The 17,003-nt window shown below is 64.3% G+C and carries 12 protein-coding genes; 10 read left to right on the top strand and 2 right to left on the bottom strand.

The window, feature by feature from the left end:
* Positions 1-170: 170 nt before the first annotated feature.
* From lacA to pyk, 5 genes are all read left to right on the top strand, one after another.
* Complete coding sequence (gene lacA, locus B5F70_RS09975) at positions 171-599, top strand: galactose-6-phosphate isomerase subunit LacA (RefSeq protein ID WP_087205420.1); 429 nt, start codon at positions 171-173, stop codon at positions 597-599.
* Positions 600-614: 15 nt separating this feature from the next.
* Complete coding sequence (gene lacB / locus B5F70_RS09970) at positions 615-1,142, top strand: galactose-6-phosphate isomerase subunit LacB (RefSeq protein WP_087205419.1); 528 nt, start codon at positions 615-617, stop codon at positions 1,140-1,142.
* Positions 1,143-1,245: 103 nt separating this feature from the next.
* Entirely contained in the window at positions 1,246-2,181 is a 936-nt protein-coding gene (locus tag B5F70_RS09965) for a hexose kinase (RefSeq protein WP_087205418.1), read from the top strand.
* A 214-nt stretch (positions 2,182-2,395) separates the two neighbouring features.
* Positions 2,396-3,244 carry a class II fructose-bisphosphate aldolase gene (locus tag B5F70_RS09960; protein ID WP_087205417.1) on the top strand — a complete coding sequence of 283 codons (849 nt, stop codon included), beginning with the start codon at positions 2,396-2,398 and terminating at the stop codon, positions 3,242-3,244.
* 671 nt (positions 3,245-3,915) lie between these two features.
* The gene (gene pyk, locus B5F70_RS09955) at positions 3,916-5,376 is read left to right on the top strand and encodes a pyruvate kinase (RefSeq protein WP_164476617.1); all 1,461 of its coding nucleotides are present in this window, start codon (positions 3,916-3,918) and stop codon (positions 5,374-5,376) included.
* A gap of 371 nt (positions 5,377-5,747) precedes the next feature.
* Here the strand turns inward: pyk and B5F70_RS09950 are convergent, their stop codons facing one another.
* Positions 5,748-6,833, bottom strand: a complete 1,086-nt coding sequence (locus B5F70_RS09950) for a beta-eliminating lyase-related protein (protein ID WP_087205415.1) — start codon at positions 6,831-6,833, stop codon at positions 5,748-5,750.
* A 136-nt stretch (positions 6,834-6,969) separates the two neighbouring features.
* On the opposite strand from B5F70_RS09950, the gene hisS reads away from it, so the two are divergent.
* Complete coding sequence (gene hisS, locus B5F70_RS09945; protein WP_087205414.1) at positions 6,970-8,283, top strand: histidine--tRNA ligase; 1,314 nt, start codon at positions 6,970-6,972, stop codon at positions 8,281-8,283.
* Between the two features lie 239 nt (positions 8,284-8,522).
* Positions 8,523-11,261 (top strand): phosphoenolpyruvate carboxylase, encoded by a 2,739-nt coding sequence (locus tag B5F70_RS09940; RefSeq protein WP_241145974.1) that lies wholly within the window; start codon positions 8,523-8,525, stop codon positions 11,259-11,261.
* Positions 11,262-11,429: 168 nt separating this feature from the next.
* Here B5F70_RS09940 and B5F70_RS09935 read toward each other — a convergent pair whose 3' ends face one another.
* Entirely contained in the window at positions 11,430-12,743 is a 1,314-nt protein-coding gene (locus B5F70_RS09935; RefSeq protein WP_087205413.1) for a DUF4143 domain-containing protein, read from the bottom strand.
* Between the two features lie 404 nt (positions 12,744-13,147).
* Here B5F70_RS09935 and B5F70_RS09930 point away from each other — a divergent pair, with 404 nt between their 5' ends.
* The 3 genes from B5F70_RS09930 (at position 13,148) to aspS (ending at position 16,693) form a co-directional block, all read left to right on the top strand.
* Complete coding sequence (locus B5F70_RS09930; protein WP_087205412.1) at positions 13,148-13,777, top strand: helix-turn-helix transcriptional regulator; 630 nt, start codon at positions 13,148-13,150, stop codon at positions 13,775-13,777.
* 66 nt (positions 13,778-13,843) lie between these two features.
* Positions 13,844-14,662 carry an HAD family hydrolase gene (locus tag B5F70_RS09925; protein WP_087205411.1) on the top strand — a complete coding sequence of 273 codons (819 nt, stop codon included), beginning with the start codon at positions 13,844-13,846 and terminating at the stop codon, positions 14,660-14,662.
* Positions 14,663-14,878: 216 nt separating this feature from the next.
* A complete protein-coding gene (gene aspS / locus B5F70_RS09920) occupies positions 14,879-16,693 on the top strand; it encodes an aspartate--tRNA ligase (protein WP_087205410.1) in 1,815 nt (604 codons plus the stop codon).
* The last annotated feature ends 310 nt before the right edge of the window (positions 16,694-17,003 follow it).

The raw sequence follows: 17,003 nt of genomic DNA, 5'->3' as shown, positions 1-17,003 counted from the left end.
ACTTGAGATAACTGTTCGAATGTGTTTGAATACACAATGTGGTGCAAGAGCGCCCCGGCGGTCGCGCCGGGAGGCTCGTCTCGCGCATCTGCCCGGAATGCGCGGCATGCCACAGACTACTGAACAAGATCGTCGGGCGCGCGCACGCGCGTCGTCCCAAGGAGGATCACATGAGAGTTGTCATAGGTTCCGATGCCGAGGGCATGCCCCTCAAGAACATCATTAAAGAGACGCTCGTGGCCGATGGTCACGAGGTCGTCGACCTTTCCGAGGCGCCCGCCGCCGACTTCGTCGATGCGGCGACGGCGGTTGCCCACGACCTTATCGCACACGAGGGCTCGCTCGGCTTCGCGTTCGACGCCTACGGCGTGGGCAGCTACATGGCAGCCACGCGCGTGAAGGGCATGGTCGCCGCCAACATCTCCGATGAGCGCAGCGCCTATATGACGCGTGAGCACAACAACTCGCGCATGATTTGCATGGGCCCCAACGTGGTGGGTACAGAGGTTGCCAAGAAGATCGCCCGCGAGTTCCTCGCGGCCGACTACGCCGGCGGCCGCCACCAGATCCGTGTCGACATGCTCAACAAGATGGCGTAAGGGGAGGGGCGCATCATGACCAAGAAGATCATCGCACTGGGGTGCGACCACATCGTCACCGACGAGAAGACCTATCTTCACGATCGTCTCGAAGAGGCGGGCTACGAGGTGCTTGATTGCGGCACCTATAGCCACACCCGCACGCATTATCCCATTTACGGCAAGGCCGTAGGCGAGGCCGTGGCAAGTGGTCGCGCCGATCTGGGCGTGGTGCTCTGCGGCACCGGTATTGGAATCACCAACTCGGTCAACAAGGTGCCGGGCGCCCGCTGCGCGCTCGTTCGCGATATGACGAGCGCCCTTTACGCCCGCCGTTGCCTCAATGCCAATGTTGTGGGTTTTGGCGGCAAGATCACCGGCGAGTTCCTCATGGCGGACATCATGCTCGCCTTCCTCAAGGAGGGCTACGAGGCCACGCCTGAGCACGATGCGCTGGTGGCCAAACTTGACGCTGTGAACAAGGCAGACGCTGAAGCGCAGGCAGACCCGCATTTCTTTGACGAGTTTATTGAGAAGTGGGATCGCGGCGAGTATCACGACTAACGATCGCATGGAGGAACGCGTCGTGACCGATGATGGGGCCCCGATTGGTCCGTACGGCGCGGTACAATCGGATAGTCGCCAGACCTTCCACCAAGGAGGAAACATGATCCTGACCGTTACTATGAACCCGTCGATCGATACGGCGTATCAGCTCGACCACCTCATCATCGACGACGTGAACCGCGTTGTGCCCAAAAAGACCGCGGGCGGCAAGGGCCTAAACGTCAGCCGCGTGCTCGTTCAGCTGGGCGACGACGTGCTTGCGACGGGTCTCCTTGGTGGACATGCGGGCGCGTACCTCGGCAGCCTGATGGACGCCGACAACATCCCGCACCGCTTCACGCCCATCGCGGGTGAGAGCCGTACCTGCGTCGCTATCCTCCACGACGGCAACCAGACCGAGCTGCTCGAGAGCGGCCCCGAGGTCTCGGCCGAGGAGCTTGAGGCGTTTCTCGCCAATTATGCCGAGCTGGTCGAGCAGGCCGACTGCGTGACCATCTCCGGCAGCCTGCCCAAGGGCGTCGCCGCAGATGCGTATGCAGGCATGGTTGCTACGGCAGCCGCCGCTGGCAAGCCGGTGCTTCTGGACACCTCGGGCGCTGCGCTCGATGCCGCGCTCAACGCCGAGGTCAAGCCCACCCTCATCAAGCCCAACCTCACCGAGATCAACGGTCTTTTGAGCACGAGCTTCACGCCGGACGACCTGCCGGCGCTCAAGGCCGCGCTCGAGGCCGACACGCGCTTTGCGTCCATCCCCTGGGTCGTGGTGACCATGGGCGGCGCCGGCGCGGTTGCGTTCCACGAGGGCCGCGGCTACCGCGTGATCATGCCGAACATCCCCGCTGTGAATGCGACGGGCTCGGGCGACTCCACCATCGCCGGCTTTGCCCACGCCATCGCGCGCGACGCCGACGATGACACGGTGCTGCGCTGCGGCAACGCGTGCGGCAAGCTCAACGCCATGGACCCCCAGACGGGCCATCTGGTAATCGAGCGCTGGGACGAGGTGTACAACGCCATTCAGGTCAACGAGCTCTAAGCGCTCGTGTTTGGGCGGGTGCACGGGCGGCCCGGCGGCGTTGTCGGCTGGCACCTCGCCAAGAGTCGTCGGCTGGCATCTCGCCAAGACGTTTGGCGGCGTATCCAGCTGGTACTACCAATTTGAGCCAGTTACACGGTGCTCTGTTGCCTAGAATAGGGGCAGGCGAATACCCGCGATCGTACACGCGGGGCGTTACGAAAGGATGGGCAAGATGCTCGTTACCACCAAGGAGATGCTGCTCGACGCGCAGAAGAACCACTACGCTGTGGGCGCCTTCAACGTCGAGAACCTCGAGTTTGTTATGGCGGTCCTCGCTGCTGCCGAGGAGACCAAGTCCCCCGTCATCATGCAGACCACCTCGGGCACGATCAAGATGACCGGCCTCGATTACTTCTACGGCATGGTCAAAGCCGCCGCTGAGCGCACCTCGGTGCCCGTGGCGCTTCACCTCGACCACGGCGACGGTTACGACCGCTGCATGAAGGCCCTGCGCACCGGCTACACCTCCGTCATGATCGACGGTAGCCACGAGACCTTTGAGGACAACATCGCCCTCACCAAGCTCGTCGCCGATGCCGGCGCCGCCATGGGCGTGCCCGTTGAGGCCGAGCTCGGCAAGGTCGGCGGCAAGGAGGACGACGTCGAGGTTGAGGGCGAGAGCCCCTACACCGACCCGGACGAGGCCCGCGAGTTCGTCGAGCGCACCGGCTGCACCTCGCTCGCCATCGGCGTCGGCACCTCGCACGGCGTATACACCGCCGAGCCGCACATCGAGCAGGATGTCGTGAAGGCCATCCGCGCCGCCGTGGACGTGCCGCTTGTGCTCCACGGCACGTCCGGCGTGCCCGATGAGCAGGTCGCCGAGGCCGTCAAGAACGGCATCTGCAAGGTCAACTACGCCACCGAGCTCCGCCAGGCCTTTACGAAGGGCTTCATGGCCTACATGGCCGAGAACCCCACGTGCTTCGACCCCAAGAAGCCGGGTCAGGCGGGCATGGCCGAGATCACCAAGATCGTGAAGATCCGCATGGAGAACCTCGGTTCGGTCGGCCGCGCGTAACACTGCGTGTCTCCGAGGGCGTTGTGCCCATGAGCGCCGGTGGGTCCATTGAGGTGCCCGAAACGGCGAGGGGGACGGCCCTGTGCATATTCCTGGCACCAAAAGGCGGCCGGGCAAAACCATGCTGTTGCCGGTGTGGTTTTGCCCGGCCTTTCTTGTTTGCCGCCCACCGGTTCCGCATGCTGATTGCGTAGGTTGTGCACATAGCAGCTCATGGACGGTGCCGTCGAATGCTCGCACGAACCGGCTGTCCTCGAACGAGCTGGCGGAACGCATGGTGGTCGCGCTCGGCCGCGCAGGCGAGGCTTCAAAACGGCGCGGGATGAGGGCTATATTCCAGATCGCGGCGTATCACGAAGAGCATTGCCGGAAATCTCGCAACGAGAAGCCTGGGGCTCAGTTTTATGTTCGCTTTGGTGAGAAGGGCGGATGTATGCACCGCCTGTCCCTTTGAGCGCGCGTCGCGCTGATGGGCAGGTTTTGGCAGTGCCGCGACCGGGGAGAAATGATGGCGAAATCAAGCATATTATTGCTTCGTGCGTGTAAGCGCAGCGTATCACCGACGTAAACCCTTGTGCTGAAGCTCAAATTGTAAAAGTTGACGCCCCGCGAGGGGCGTTAACTCGGTACACTGGTATAAGGTATGACACTCCGTTTGATTGGGAGGATGCATGAACAAGCGCACCAAGATCGTATGCACCATGGGTCCGGCTTGCGATGACGAGAACATTTTGCGCGAGATGATCAAGGCGGGCATGAATGTCGCCCGCTTTAATTTTAGTCATGGCAGCCACGAGGAGCATCACGAGCGCATGGAGCGCGTCAAGCGGATCTCCCGCGAGCTCGGCATCCCCGTCGGCATCCTACTCGACACCAAGGGCCCCGAGATCCGCACCGGCTTCTTGAAGGACCACGCCAAGGTCACCCTCGCCGAGGGCTCGCAGGTCACGGTTACCGCCGCTGAGACCTCCGAGGAGCTTGAGGGCACTGCCGAGCACTTCTACCTCGATCACCTCGAGCTGCCGCGCGAGGTCGGCGTGGGCGGCACCATCCTCATCGACGACGGCCTCATCGGCCTCACCGTCGACTCGATCGACGGCCAGGATATCCGCTGCACCGTGCAGAACGGTGGCGAGCTGGGCGAGAAGAAGGGCGTCAACGTCCCCAACGCCAAGCTGTCGCTTCCCACCATCACCGAGCAGGACCGTGCCGACATCCTCTTCGGCCTCTCCGAGGGCATCGACTTCATCGCCGCTTCGTTTGTGCGCGATGCCGAGGGTGTCAAGGAGATCCGCCACCTCTGCGACGAGAACGGCGGCGAGCACGTGAGCATCATTCCCAAGATCGAGTGCGCGCTCGCGGTCTATCACTTCGATGACATCCTCAAGGTCTCCGACGGCATCATGGTCGCCCGCGGCGACTTGGGTGTCGAGGTTGCGCCTGAGGTCTGCCCGGTCATCCAGAAGGAGATCATCTCCAAGTGCAACGCCGCGTGCAAGCCGGTCATCACCGCCACGCAGATGCTCGACTCCATGATCCGTAACCCGCGCCCGACGCGCGCCGAGGTCACCGACGTCGCCAACGCGATTAGCGACGGCACCGACGCCACGATGCTCTCCGGCGAGACCGCGGCCGGCAAGTACCCGGTCGAGGCCGTGAAGATGATGGCCAACGTCGCGCTCATCGCCGAGGCCACCATGCCCGAGCATAAGCCGCTCGACTTTGAGGCGCTCGAGCCCGGCCGCAACAAGGTCAACGCCGCCGTGGGCCTCTCTGCAGTGACCACCGCCTTCAACGTGGGTGCCAAGGCCATCCTCACGCCCACCAACTCCGGTCGCTCGGCACGTCTGGTCTCCAACTTCCGCCCGGTGCTTCCCATCCAGGCCGTGACGCCCAACGATTGGGCCGTGCGCAAGATGACCATCTATTGGGGCGTCGAGCCCATCCTCTCCGGCCGCTCGGTGGGCAGCATCGCCTACGTGGTGGACAACGCTGTGGTCGAGGCCAAGATGACGGGCATCGTCAAGCAGGACGACCTCGTGGTGGTTACCGCCGGCGACCCGGCCATCCCGGTGAAGCTCCGCGACAGCGAGGTCTCCACCAACGTGGTCTACGTCTCGCAGGTCATGTAGCGGCAGTTTTCTGGCTCGCGGCCTCCGTTCGGTTGGGGCAGCGATAGGTAGCCCGTGCTGCCGGCGCACATCATACGTATCTGGTTGGCGCCGCCTCCCTGTGGGGCGGCGCCTCTTGTATGGCGCTGCGCTCAAGGTGTCTTTTTGGGTGGATTCTTCCTTTGAAGCGGACTCTATAGGGGTCCTATCCGCGGCGCGCGTCGGCAGCGAAGGTACCGTTTCTTCGACGGCAGCTCAAGGAACCCGCGCTTAGTCCCCTTGGGCGTCGAGAATGGGGCCTAAGAGCGGGTTCCTTGGAAAGACGCGCTGACAGGATGCCGAGCGTTGGCTGCGGTCCTGTGCGGGGCTATGGAAAGACCCGGCAGCGACGGTTACGAGGCGCGAAGTGCGCGCGCAAACGAAACGGCCTCGTCCACATCTGCGGTTTCGGTGGCCCAGCTCGTCACGAAGCGGGCGACGATGCGTCCGGCACTGAGAGGGTCGGGTTGCACCTGCAGCTCGGCGCCGAGCGCCTCGGAGAGCCGTGCGCCCTCATCGGGCGTTACCCAGAAAAACTGCTGGTTACCGGTGGTGGTGAGGTACGGCTCGAACCCCGCGGCAACAAGGCCGTCCGCCAGCCGGCACGCGAGGTCGTTGGCATGTGCGGCGAGCTGCCAATACAGTGCACGCCCCTGCTCGTCGGCACCGGCGGGGTCGAAAGCGGCCTCGTACATGACGCCCATGACGCGGCCCTTGGCAGAAAGCTGCCCCGCGCGCTTGGTGAGATAGGGGAGGCGCGCGATGGCCCGGCGGCCGCGGGCGGTGCGCGGACTCACCACGAGCGCCTCGCCAAAGAGCATGCCGTTTTTGGTGCCGCCGAGGGTGAAGACGTCGGCGCGAGCCGCGATATGCCGGATAGTGAGGTCGGAGCCGGCGGCCATGATGCCGCTCGCCATGCGCGCCCCGTCAACGTAGACGGCGAGGCCGCGCGCCTCGGCCCAGTCGCAGAGGGCGTCGAATTCGGTACGGGTGTAGACATACCCGAGCTCGCTGGTGTGCGAGAAGTAGAGCATACCGGGGCGCGTGGTTGCGGGGCCGTTGGCGACGGCGGCATCCCAGAGCGGCTCCATGCCCGCGGGCGTCAGACGGCCCCAGGGGTCCCGGGTGGCGAGCAGGCGCCTGCCGTGAGCCTCGATCGCGCCGGTCTCGTGGATGGTGGGATGGGCGTCGGCGGCGCAGAGGGGGCCCTCGAACTCCTCGGTGAGCGCGGTGATCGCGAGGATGTTGGCGGGCGTGCCGCCGGGCACAAAGGTGACATGGGCGTCCGGTTGGCCGATCTCGGCGCGGATGAGGTCGGCGGCGCGGGCGCAGTGCGCATCGGCGCCGTAGCCGGGGCACTGCTCGGCGTTGGTGCGGACGAGTGCGTCGAGAATCGCCGGTGCAGCGCCCTCGGAGTAGTCGTTCCGGAACTGATGCATGGGGTACCTCCGTGATGTCTGATTGCGAACCTATTGTCGCACTTCTGCCGCGCATGGCGGCTTCTCGTATAATGGAGCGTCGACAACGAATGCAGGCGGCGCTTGGGGCGCGGCGACGATAACGGAGGGTATAACCATGCAGGCACAGAAGGCCGAGGGCACCAAGGACCTCATCGGGCGCGATATGCGCGCATGGCAGCGGATGCAGCAGGTGGCGGCCGAGGTGTTCGGCCCGTACGGATTCGCCCCCATGGAGACCCCCGCGATCGAGCAGCTCGATGTGTTCGTGCACGGCATCGGGCAGTCGACCGACGTCGTGCGCAAGGAGATGTTCCGTGTGTTCTCGGGCGCCAACTTCGCACGCGTGCTCGACGAGGGTACCGACGCCCGCCTCAAGCCCAAGCAGCGTCTGGCCCTCCGCCCCGAGGGCACGGCCGGCGTGGTGCGCTCCGTGGTGGAGAACAACCTGGTGCCGCAGGGAGGAACGCCCTTCAAGGCGTGGTATGCCGAGGCGATGTTTCGCGGCGAGCGCCCGCAGAAGGGGCGCCTGCGCCAGTTCCACCAGGTGGGTATCGAGTGGCTGGGCGCAGCCGATCCGGCGGCCGATGCTGAGTGCATCATCATGCTGATGGAGTTCTACCGTCGTTTGGGCTTCGACCTGGGTCGTCTCCGCCTGCTTATCAACTCGATGGGCGACCCCGCGTGCCGTCCGGCGTACCGCGACGAGGTGCGCGCCTTCATTCTCGACCATGCGGACGAGATGTGCGACGAGTGCCGCGAGCGCGCCGAGGTGAACCCGCTGCGCGCGTTCGACTGCAAGAACGACCACTGTCGCGAGGTCATGGCCGCGGCACCGCTTATGCGCGACCATCTCTGCGACGAGTGCCGCGACCACTACGCGCAGGTCAAGCGCTACCTCGACGAGGCGGGCATCGCCTACGTTGAGGACCCGACGCTCGTGCGCGGCCTCGACTACTACACGCGCACGGTGTTTGAGGTGGAGGCGCCGGGTGCCGGCGTGGGCTCCATCGGCGGCGGCGGTCGATATGACGGCCTGGTAGAGCTCGAGGGCGGCAAGCCGACGCCCGGTGTGGGCTTCGCCGTCGGGTTCGAGCGCGTCGCGTTGGCCCTCGAGGCGCAAGGCGTCGAGCTCGGGGCGGATGAGGAGCCGTGCGTGTACGTTGCCAATGCGGGCGACGAGCTGCGCGGCGAGGTGTTTGCGCTCTGCCGCGAGCTGCGTGCGGCAGGTGTGCGCACGGAGGCGAACTACCAGGGCCGTTCGCTCAAGAGCCAGTTCAAGCAGGCCGACAAGCTCGGTGCGCGCATCATCGTCGTCGTGGGCGGTGACGAGCTCGCCGAGGGCAAGGTCCGCGTCCGCGATATGCGCACGCACGACGAGGAGCTCGTGGCTCGCGATGCCGTGCGCGACGCGGTCGCCGCGCGCCTGTAGGCGCCCGGGACTGCCAAGACTCTAGGCGTCTGCACCGCCGTCTGCCGAAGGCCTGCCGCCGTCTGCACAGTTTTTCTTGCGGAGAACGTCGTTCTTTGGTAACGCCTGCGTTTCCGCTTCTCCTGCGTGCCTATAATGGGAGCCGTTGTACGCACACAGAGGGAGGCAACGTGACCGCATCATCAGCGTTGGCGAGTGACGCCAAACACGTGTGGGCGACGGCCCATCAGCTGGGCGCAGTGGATACCGATTCTGCCATCGAGGCCTACACCGAGATCGACATCCCGCAGTCCTTGCGCGACAACCTGGCGCTTTTCCTGCGTCTGGAGCGCCGTGTGCTCAAGGAGTACGACCCGGTCATCTGCGAGACCTTCGACAAGCTGCTCAACAGCGTTATCCGTGCCAACGAGGGCAACCCCGGCACCGAGGCGGTGGCCGAGCCGGTGGATGACGAGGGCGTGCCCACGGCGGACACTCCCGGCGCCCGGGCGTTCCGCCATGCCGTCGAGCTCATCGATGCGCTGCCCTTCGACCAGGCGCAGGTCGTCGTTCGTGCCTTTACGTCGTTTTTCCACCTCGCCAACCTGACCGAGGAGAACTACCGCGTCGAGAAGCTGCGCGAGCGCGAGCGCGCCGTCGACATCGACTCCACCGTCGACCCGTCGAACGAGCTCACCGTTGCCTATCACCAGCTGCTGGACGAGGTCGGTCCCGAGCAGGCCAACGCCCTGCTGCGCAAGCTCGAGTTCCACCCGGTCTTCACCGCGCATCCCACCGAGGCGCGCCGCAAGGCCGTCGAGGGCAAGATCCGCCGCATCGCCGAGCTCCTCGACGAGCACCCCCGGCTCGGCGGCTCGGCGCTCGTGGAGAACGAGCGCCATATGCTGCAGGAGATCGACGCCCTGGTGCGCACGAGCCCGACGGCGGTCAAGAAGCCGACGCCGGTGGAGGAAGCCGATACCATCATCGACATCTTCGATCACACGCTGTTCGATATCGTGCCGCTGGTGTACCGTCGCTTCGACGACTGGGTGATGGGCGACCTCGCCGGCAGCGTCGAGCCCGTGTGCCCGGCATTCTTCCACCCCGGTAGCTGGATCGGGTCCGACCGCGACGGCAACCCCAACGTCACCGCCAAGGTGTCGCGCGAGGTGGCTGCCAAGTTCTCGACGCACATGGTGAAGAAGCTCGCCGACAAGTGCCGCCGCGTGGGGCGCAACCTCACGCTGGAGGCCGCGTACACCAAGCCGTCCGAGGAGCTGCTCAACCTCTGGAACCATCAGGTGGAGATGAGCGAGGTGCTGACGAGCCGCGCCCGCGAGATCTCCGGTTCGGAGCCCCATCGCGCCGTGATGCTTGTCATGGCGTCGCGCCTCGACGCCACCGTGCGCCGCAACGCCGACACGATGTACCGCACGGCCGAGGACTTCCTCGCCGACCTGCGCGTCGTGCAGCGCTCGCTTGTGGCCGCCGGCGCCACCCGCGCCGCCTTTGGACCTGTGCAGACGCTCATCTGGCAGGTGGAGAGCTTTGGTTTCCACATGGTGGAGATGGAGTTCCGTCAGCACTCCGTCGTGCACACGCGCGCCCTTGAGGACATCCGCGAGCACGGCCTGCACGGCGAACGCGGCCCGCTCGACCCCATGACGCGCGAGGTGCTCGACACGTTCCGCGCGATCGGTTCCATCCAGCGTCGTTACGGGCAGAAGATGGCGCGGCGCTACATCATCTCCTTCACCAAGTGCGCGCAGCATGTGGCCGACGTGTACGAGCTCGCGAACCTCGCCTTCGCGCATGTCGAGGACGTGCCGACCCTCGACGTCATCCCGCTGTTCGAGCAGCTGGAGGACCTCGAGGGCTGCATCGACGTGCTGGACGAGATGATCGCGCTGCCGCCCGTGCAGAAGCGCCTTGCCGAGACCGGCCGCAAGCTTGAGGTCATGCTCGGGTACTCGGACTCCTCAAAGGATGCCGGCCCCACCACGGCGACCCTCGCGCTGCACCGCGCCCAGGAGCGCCTCGCCGCATGGGCGAAGCGCAACGACATCGACCTCGTGCTCATGCACGGCCGCGGCGGCGCCGTGGGACGCGGCGGCGGCCCGGCCAACAAGGCGATGCTGGCCCAGCCGGCGGGCTCGGTCAACTGCTTCTTCAAGGTGACGGAGCAGGGCGAGGTCATCTTTGCGCGCTACGGCAACCAGGCGCTCGCCATGCGCCATATCGAGAGCGTGGCGGCGGCGACGCTGCTTAACTCCGCGCCCTCGGTCGAGCGCACCAATACCGAGGCGACGGAGCGCTACGCCGAGATGGCGGGTAAGCTTTCGAGCGTCTCGCACGAGGCGTTCCTCAGCCTGCTGCACACGCCGGACTTCGCGCCGTGGTTCTCGTGCGTGACACCGCTCACCGAGGTGGGCCTCCTGCCCATCGGCAGCCGCCCCGCCAAGCGCGGTCTCGGCGCGCAGTCACTCGACGACCTGCGCACTATCCCGTGGGTGTTCTCGTGGAGCCAGGCGCGCATCAACCTCGCCGCCTGGTACGGCCTCGGGTCCGCGTGCGAGGCGCTCGGCGACCTCGAGCTTTTGCGCCGCGCCTATAAGGAGTGGCCTCTCTTTGCGACGTTCATTGACAACATCGAGATGTCGATCGCCAAGACCGACGGCCGTATCGCCAAGATGTACCTAGCGCTCGGAGACCGCCGCGACCTTGCCGAGACGGTCTACAACGAGATGCAGCTCACGCGCTCGTGGGTGCTCAAGATCGTGGGTGACGAGTGGCCGCTCGAGCACCGTCGCGTGCTCGGCCGCGCCGTCCGCGTACGCAATCCCTATGTGGACGCGTTGTCGCTCGCGCAGGTGCGCGCGCTCCGCCAGGTGCGTGAGAACCAAGACGAACTTGCGGCCGAGGCCAAGGCGAAGTACCTGTCGCTCATCCTCTCGACCGTGACCGGCGTGTCGGCAGGTCTTCAGAACACGGGGTAAGGCACGCCTGCATCCGCAGTCCCCACCGGGCGGGCGGTATCCCAATACCTTGTCTCACTCAGCGCTTCGCGAATTCGCTCGACAAGGTTTTGGGACGCCGCCCGCCCTGCGTTTACAGCTGTGCGTGCAAAATCAATGAAGGATCGCTCGAGGTTGCTCAGCAAGGTTTCACTGTCGCTTTGCGGCAAGGTTGTCTAGGCAGCCGATTGCCCACAAGGGGATATTGATCAGCCATCCCTCGTCGCGGTACTTGCTCAGCGATGTTCGTACGGCTCTATCAAGTGCGAATTTCTCACAGGCGACGCGGAGACTTTTCGACTGCAGATTCTCTCCTGCCTTGACCTCGATAGGCAACACACTCGATTTCGATTGAACTGCAAAATCGACCTCGGCCCTGCCCGTGTCAGACGACCAGTAGGCAGGATCGTGCCCTTGGGCTAGGAGCTCCTGCGCAACATATTGCTCGGTCAGCGCGCCTTTGAACTCCGTGAAGAGCAGAGATCCATCGAGTACCACCGAGGGCTCAAGACCCGAGAGCGCGCAAAGTAAGCCTACGTCAAGGCAGAACAGCTTGAAGATGCTTTCATCTTGGTACGAACTTAGAGGAAGACGCAGCGCCGACGCTCGGCAGACCTTATGAACCGCACCGTAGTCGGAAAGCCATTGTATGCTCTCCTCAAAATCGCGCGCTCGAGCCCCTGGTCTCACGGCTCCATAGATAAACTTTTTATTTTCCCGTGAAAGATGCGTGGGAAGCGACTTCCATACCAGACGCATGCGCTCGAGCAGTCGTGCAGGAGCGTGTTTGCTGAAATCGGCGTCGTAGTCGGAGACTATGAGAGATTGTAGACGCCGTGCCTCGAAGTAGTCGCGTGACTTAGCAAATGCGGCGACAACCTCGGGCATGCCACCTACTACGAGGTAGTCCTTAAGGTGTTCGGTGATCACATCTTGTACTTGCGTCAGGGAGTCGAGGTCTGCGGATGCGACGGCGTCGGCAAGGGGAGCGCCGGCAACGGCCCGAAGAAACTCTTCGAAGCACAGGGGGCGCAAGGTGAGCAAATCGACTTTGCCGACGGGATACGACTCCTCCTCCCTTCTTAAGGCGACGCCCATATACGAGCCGCCCGTTGCGACGAAATACTCCGGCGCCTGCTCGCAGAAGTACTTGAGGGCGGTGATTCCCCGAGGCGCTTCCTGGATTTCGTCGAAAAACAAGAGGGTTTCTCCGGGAACAACGCGCTTGCCGTAGCGAAGCTCGATTTGAGAAATGATGCGATGGGGGTCGAGGTCTCGCTCGAAGATGCTGCGCGCCTGGGCATCCAGCATGAAGTCGACCTTGACCATATCGGTGAACTCCCGGCGCCCGAATTCTTCAAGAAGCCAGGTTTTTCCCGTTTGTCTCGCACCGCGCAGCAGGAGCGGTTTTCTTCCCGTGCGGTTTTTCCAAGCGATCAGTTCGTTCATGAGCAGTCGCTCCATGCGGCGCTCCTCTCATACCATGGGAACTCCATCCTAAAAAGTGTGAGTCTCCCACATTTTAGGATGGAGATTTGGGGTTGACAACCACATTTCCGGATGGAGATTTGTGCGAGCTGACCACCATAGGCATGGCCTGCTTGGTGCGCGATTGAGAAAACGTCGGTTCTCGGGCGGCGGTTGCATAGAGATTCGCTTTTGTCGCGATACCTTGCAGTTGGATGACTGACTACGCCGATGGTGGGAATTGGAAAAGAGCGCAGGTAGATGCCGTGTAAAGAACTCTTGACGGTCGATTTGGGCGGCATGCAGGCACTTGTCGAGAACCTTTGATGGTACGATGCGATGCGACGTGGCATGGTCGTGGCCGTAAGGGTCGCATCGACGGAATCGAAGGGAGGCGGACGATGGAAATCGGGCAGCGCATACGCGAGCTCCGCGCGGCGCAGGCTATGTCGCAGGACGACCTCGCGGCGCGCGTGTACGTGAGCCGCCAGACGATCAGCTCGTGGGAGAACGGCAAAACCTACCCCGACGTCCAGAGCCTGCTTCTGCTCTCCGATATCTTCGACGTGACCGTGGACTCCCTCATCAAAGGAGATGTGGACACCATGACCGAGACCATCGACCGTGACGTTCAAACCATGAAGCGCCTGAGCTACGTGATGACTGTCTTCATATTGCTTATGGTAGCGGCGCTCATTTGGCTTTCCGTGCAGCTCGGCGTTTGGGACTGGTCGCTTGAGCAGACCGTGCCCACGGCGGTGCTCGCCCTCGTGCTCTGGGGCGTCGCCATGTTCGCGGAGGTATGGGCGGACCGTATCAAGCGCGACCACGACCTCATTACCTATCAGGAGATCCTTTCCTTCTGGCATGGGGAGCCGGTGGACCGTGACACCGAGCGCGGTCGCCGCGAGCGGCTCATCCCGCGCTGGATGAGAGTCATCCGCACGATCGGCATGGCGTTGATCGCGGCTGCAATCGGTGCCTTTGTGGGCTATTGGGGCGCCTCACTCGCCGAGATGCTCTTGGGTTGATCGGTGCGTTAAGGCAGAGACGACCGGCTATACTGGGCTCAGCCTACGCCAGTCAAGGAGGACGTCATGCCGCGCATTAAGCTTATCCTTTCCGATATCGACGACACTATCATGCCGTGCGGTGCTGCGCGCGTGTCCGACCGCACCCGCGCTGCGTTCCACACTGCCCGCGAAGCGGGAATAGTCGTTGGTCCTGCGAGTGGCCGCGGCTTTGCCCAGATATCCCCGTTTTTTTCGGGCGACACGGCGTGCTTTTCGACATGCATCGCCACCAACGGGCTCGAGGTCTATCACGGCGGTGCGCGTATTGCCGCCCAGTATCTCCCGCGCGAGGCACTCGAGCAGACGCTCGACGTCCTGAACGATATTCCTCGCGCGGGTTTGATCTGTTTCGACGGGGCGCGCCCCTTGCTCGTGGCGGGTGAGCGCGTAGACCTCGCCGAGCGCATGCCCGGCTACGCGGAGGCCTGCGATGTGGTGGGTGCCCTGCCCGATTGGCCCATCATCAAGGCGAACGCCTTTATGGCAGGAGACGCCCTTACGACCGAGGAATTCTGCTCGCGACTGAACAACGCGGTGTCCGCGCTCGACTTCGATATTCCGCTGCCCGGCTACCTCAACATCATGCCCGCGGGCTGGAACAAGGGCTCCGCCGTGACGTACCTCTGTGACCGCCTGGGTATCGGCCTTAATGAGGTGGTGGTCTTTGGCGACGCAGGCAACGACCTCACCATGTTTGACGCGGTGGAGAACGCGGTTGCCGTCGCCAATGCAACGCCTGAGGCAGCAGCGGCGGCACGGTGGCATATCGGCGCCTGTGCCGACGACGCCGTGGCGCAGATAATCGAACAGGTCGCGGCAGGGGAGTGGCCGTTTGTGCGGTAACGTGTGCTGCGGCTGGCTCCACCAAGGACGGCACCTCACCAGGTGCCGTCCTTTTTTGTTACCAAAGCGGTTAGATTGCTGCCCGAGCGGTCCCGTTGCAGCGGCAGATGGTAGTATTCTGCTTCGCGTGCCGGGACGCGCTGTCTACGCGGTCCGGCACATCTGTACGCAGCCGCCCGTTCCGGCACGGGGCGGCACAGATCGTAAGGAGGAACCGTGGCAGATAACCACGTTGCCGGCTGCCAAGCCGCTACCAATCCCGCAGACATCCATTCGCTTCACACCCGCACGGCGGGCGAGCTCCGCGCCGAGAACATCGGCGAGGAGGTCACGCTTACCGGCTGGGTGTGGCGTCGCCGCGACCACGGCGGCCTCATCTTCTGCGACCTGCGCGATCGCACGGGTATGACGCAGTGCACCTTCGACCCCGAGCATGCCGCGGGCGAGGCTTTCCACACCGCTGAGACCATGCGCCCCGAGTGGCCCATCCTCGTGCACGGCACCGTCATTGCCCGCGATGCCGAGACCGTGAACCCCAAGCTCCCCACCGGTGAGATCGAGGTGCTCGTCGACCGCGTCGAGGTGCTCAACCGCAGCAAGACCCCGCCCTTCCAGATCGAGGACGGCATCGAGACCGCCGAGGACACGCGCCTGCGCTACCGGTACCTCGACCTGCGCCGCCCTGAGATGATGGCGCGCATGCAGCTCCGTTCCGACTTCACGTTTGCCATCCGCAGCGCGCTGCACAACCGCGCCTTCATGGAGGTCGAGACGCCGGCCCTCTTCAAGTCCACGCCCGAGGGCGCGCGCGACTTCATCGTGCCCAGCCGCATCCAGCCGGGCAACTTCTATGCGCTGCCGCAGTCGCCGCAGCTGCTCAAGCAGCTCCTCATGGTGGGCGGCGTGGAGCGCTACTACCAGGTTGCCAAGTGCTTCCGTGACGAGGACCTGCGCGCCGATCGCCAGCCCGAGTTCACGCAGGTGGACATCGAGATGTCCTTTGTCGACCAAGACGACGTCATGAGTGCGCTCGAGGACGTGCTCGCCGACGCGTTCGCGCACGTGGGCGTCGAGATGCCGACCCCGCTGCGCCGCATCAGCTACTGGGACGCGATGGATACCTACGGCTCCGATAAGCCCGATACGCGCTACGGCATGCACCTCGTCGACCTGACCGATGTCTTCGAGAACTCCGCGTTCAAGGTGTTCTCCGGCGCGGCCAACACCGAGGGCCATGTCGTCAAGGCGCTCAACGCCAAGGGCGCCGGCACCTGGGCGCGGGCGAAGATCGACAAGCTCGCCAAGGTAGCCGAGACCTTTGGCGCGAAGGGCCTCGCGTGGATCGCGTTCCGCGAGGACGGGTCCATGAACAGCCCCATCGTCAAGTTCTTCTCTGACGAGGAGATGGCCGAGCTGCGTCGCCGCTGCGACGTCGAGCCCGGGGACCTCGTGATGTTCGCCGCCGGCCCGCGCCTCCTTTCCGACGAGATCCTGGGCGGCATGCGCAGCCATATGGCCGACGCCCTGGACGTCCCGCGCGAGGGCCACGACTTCCTCTGGGTCGTCAACTTCCCGCTCTTCCATTGGGACGACGACACGAAGCGCTACGAGGCCGAGCACCAGCCCTTTACCCAGCCGCATGTGGACGAGCTCGACCTGCTCGAGACGAACCCGCTCGCCATGGGCAGCTGCACGTACGACTTCGTGATGGACGGCTTCGAGGCGGGCGGCGGCGGCATGCGCATCCATGATTCCGCCCTCCAGCTCAAGATGCTCGAGTTCATGGGCTTTACCGAGGAGCGCGCTCGCGCGCAGTTCGGCTTCCTCATGGACGCCCTCGAGTTCGGCGCGCCCCCGATGGGCGGCTTCGCGCTCGGTCTCGACCGCGTGTGCATGCTGCTCGCCGGCGTGGACTCCATTCGCGACGTCATGGCGTTCCCCAAGACGAGCTCCGGCTCCGATCTGATGAGCGCGGCTCCGAGCGAGGTCTCGATGGCGCAGCTCAAGGAGGTCGGTCTTCGCCTGATGTAGGCGCGGGCCGCACGGTTTTTAAGGTGGTGCCTCAGTTCAGGCGCCCTGTGTGCGATACACCCCAGGACCGGATCTGCCGTGTGGGCGGATCTGGTCCTTTTTGCATAAAAGGCACAGCGCTATGCGCGTTGCCGGGTATGCTGCAGTCGGTATCGCCGGGTATGTTCCCGTGTGCGGATTCGCCACTTTTAGAGCCCCTCAGGGATGCGGACAAAAGGTTGGACACCCGCGGGTGTCCGGATCGGAGGTCCGCATGTACGACGACGATACGAGGGCGCTGGCCGTCGAGGCCGTCGGCGCCGGGTTCACC

The organism is Collinsella sp. An268 (genome assembly GCF_002159765.1).
GTDB lineage: Bacteria > Actinomycetota > Coriobacteriia > Coriobacteriales > Coriobacteriaceae > Coprousia.
The sequence above is the reverse complement of the archived record's forward strand: the minus strand, read 5'-3'. Positions and strand labels throughout refer to the sequence as shown.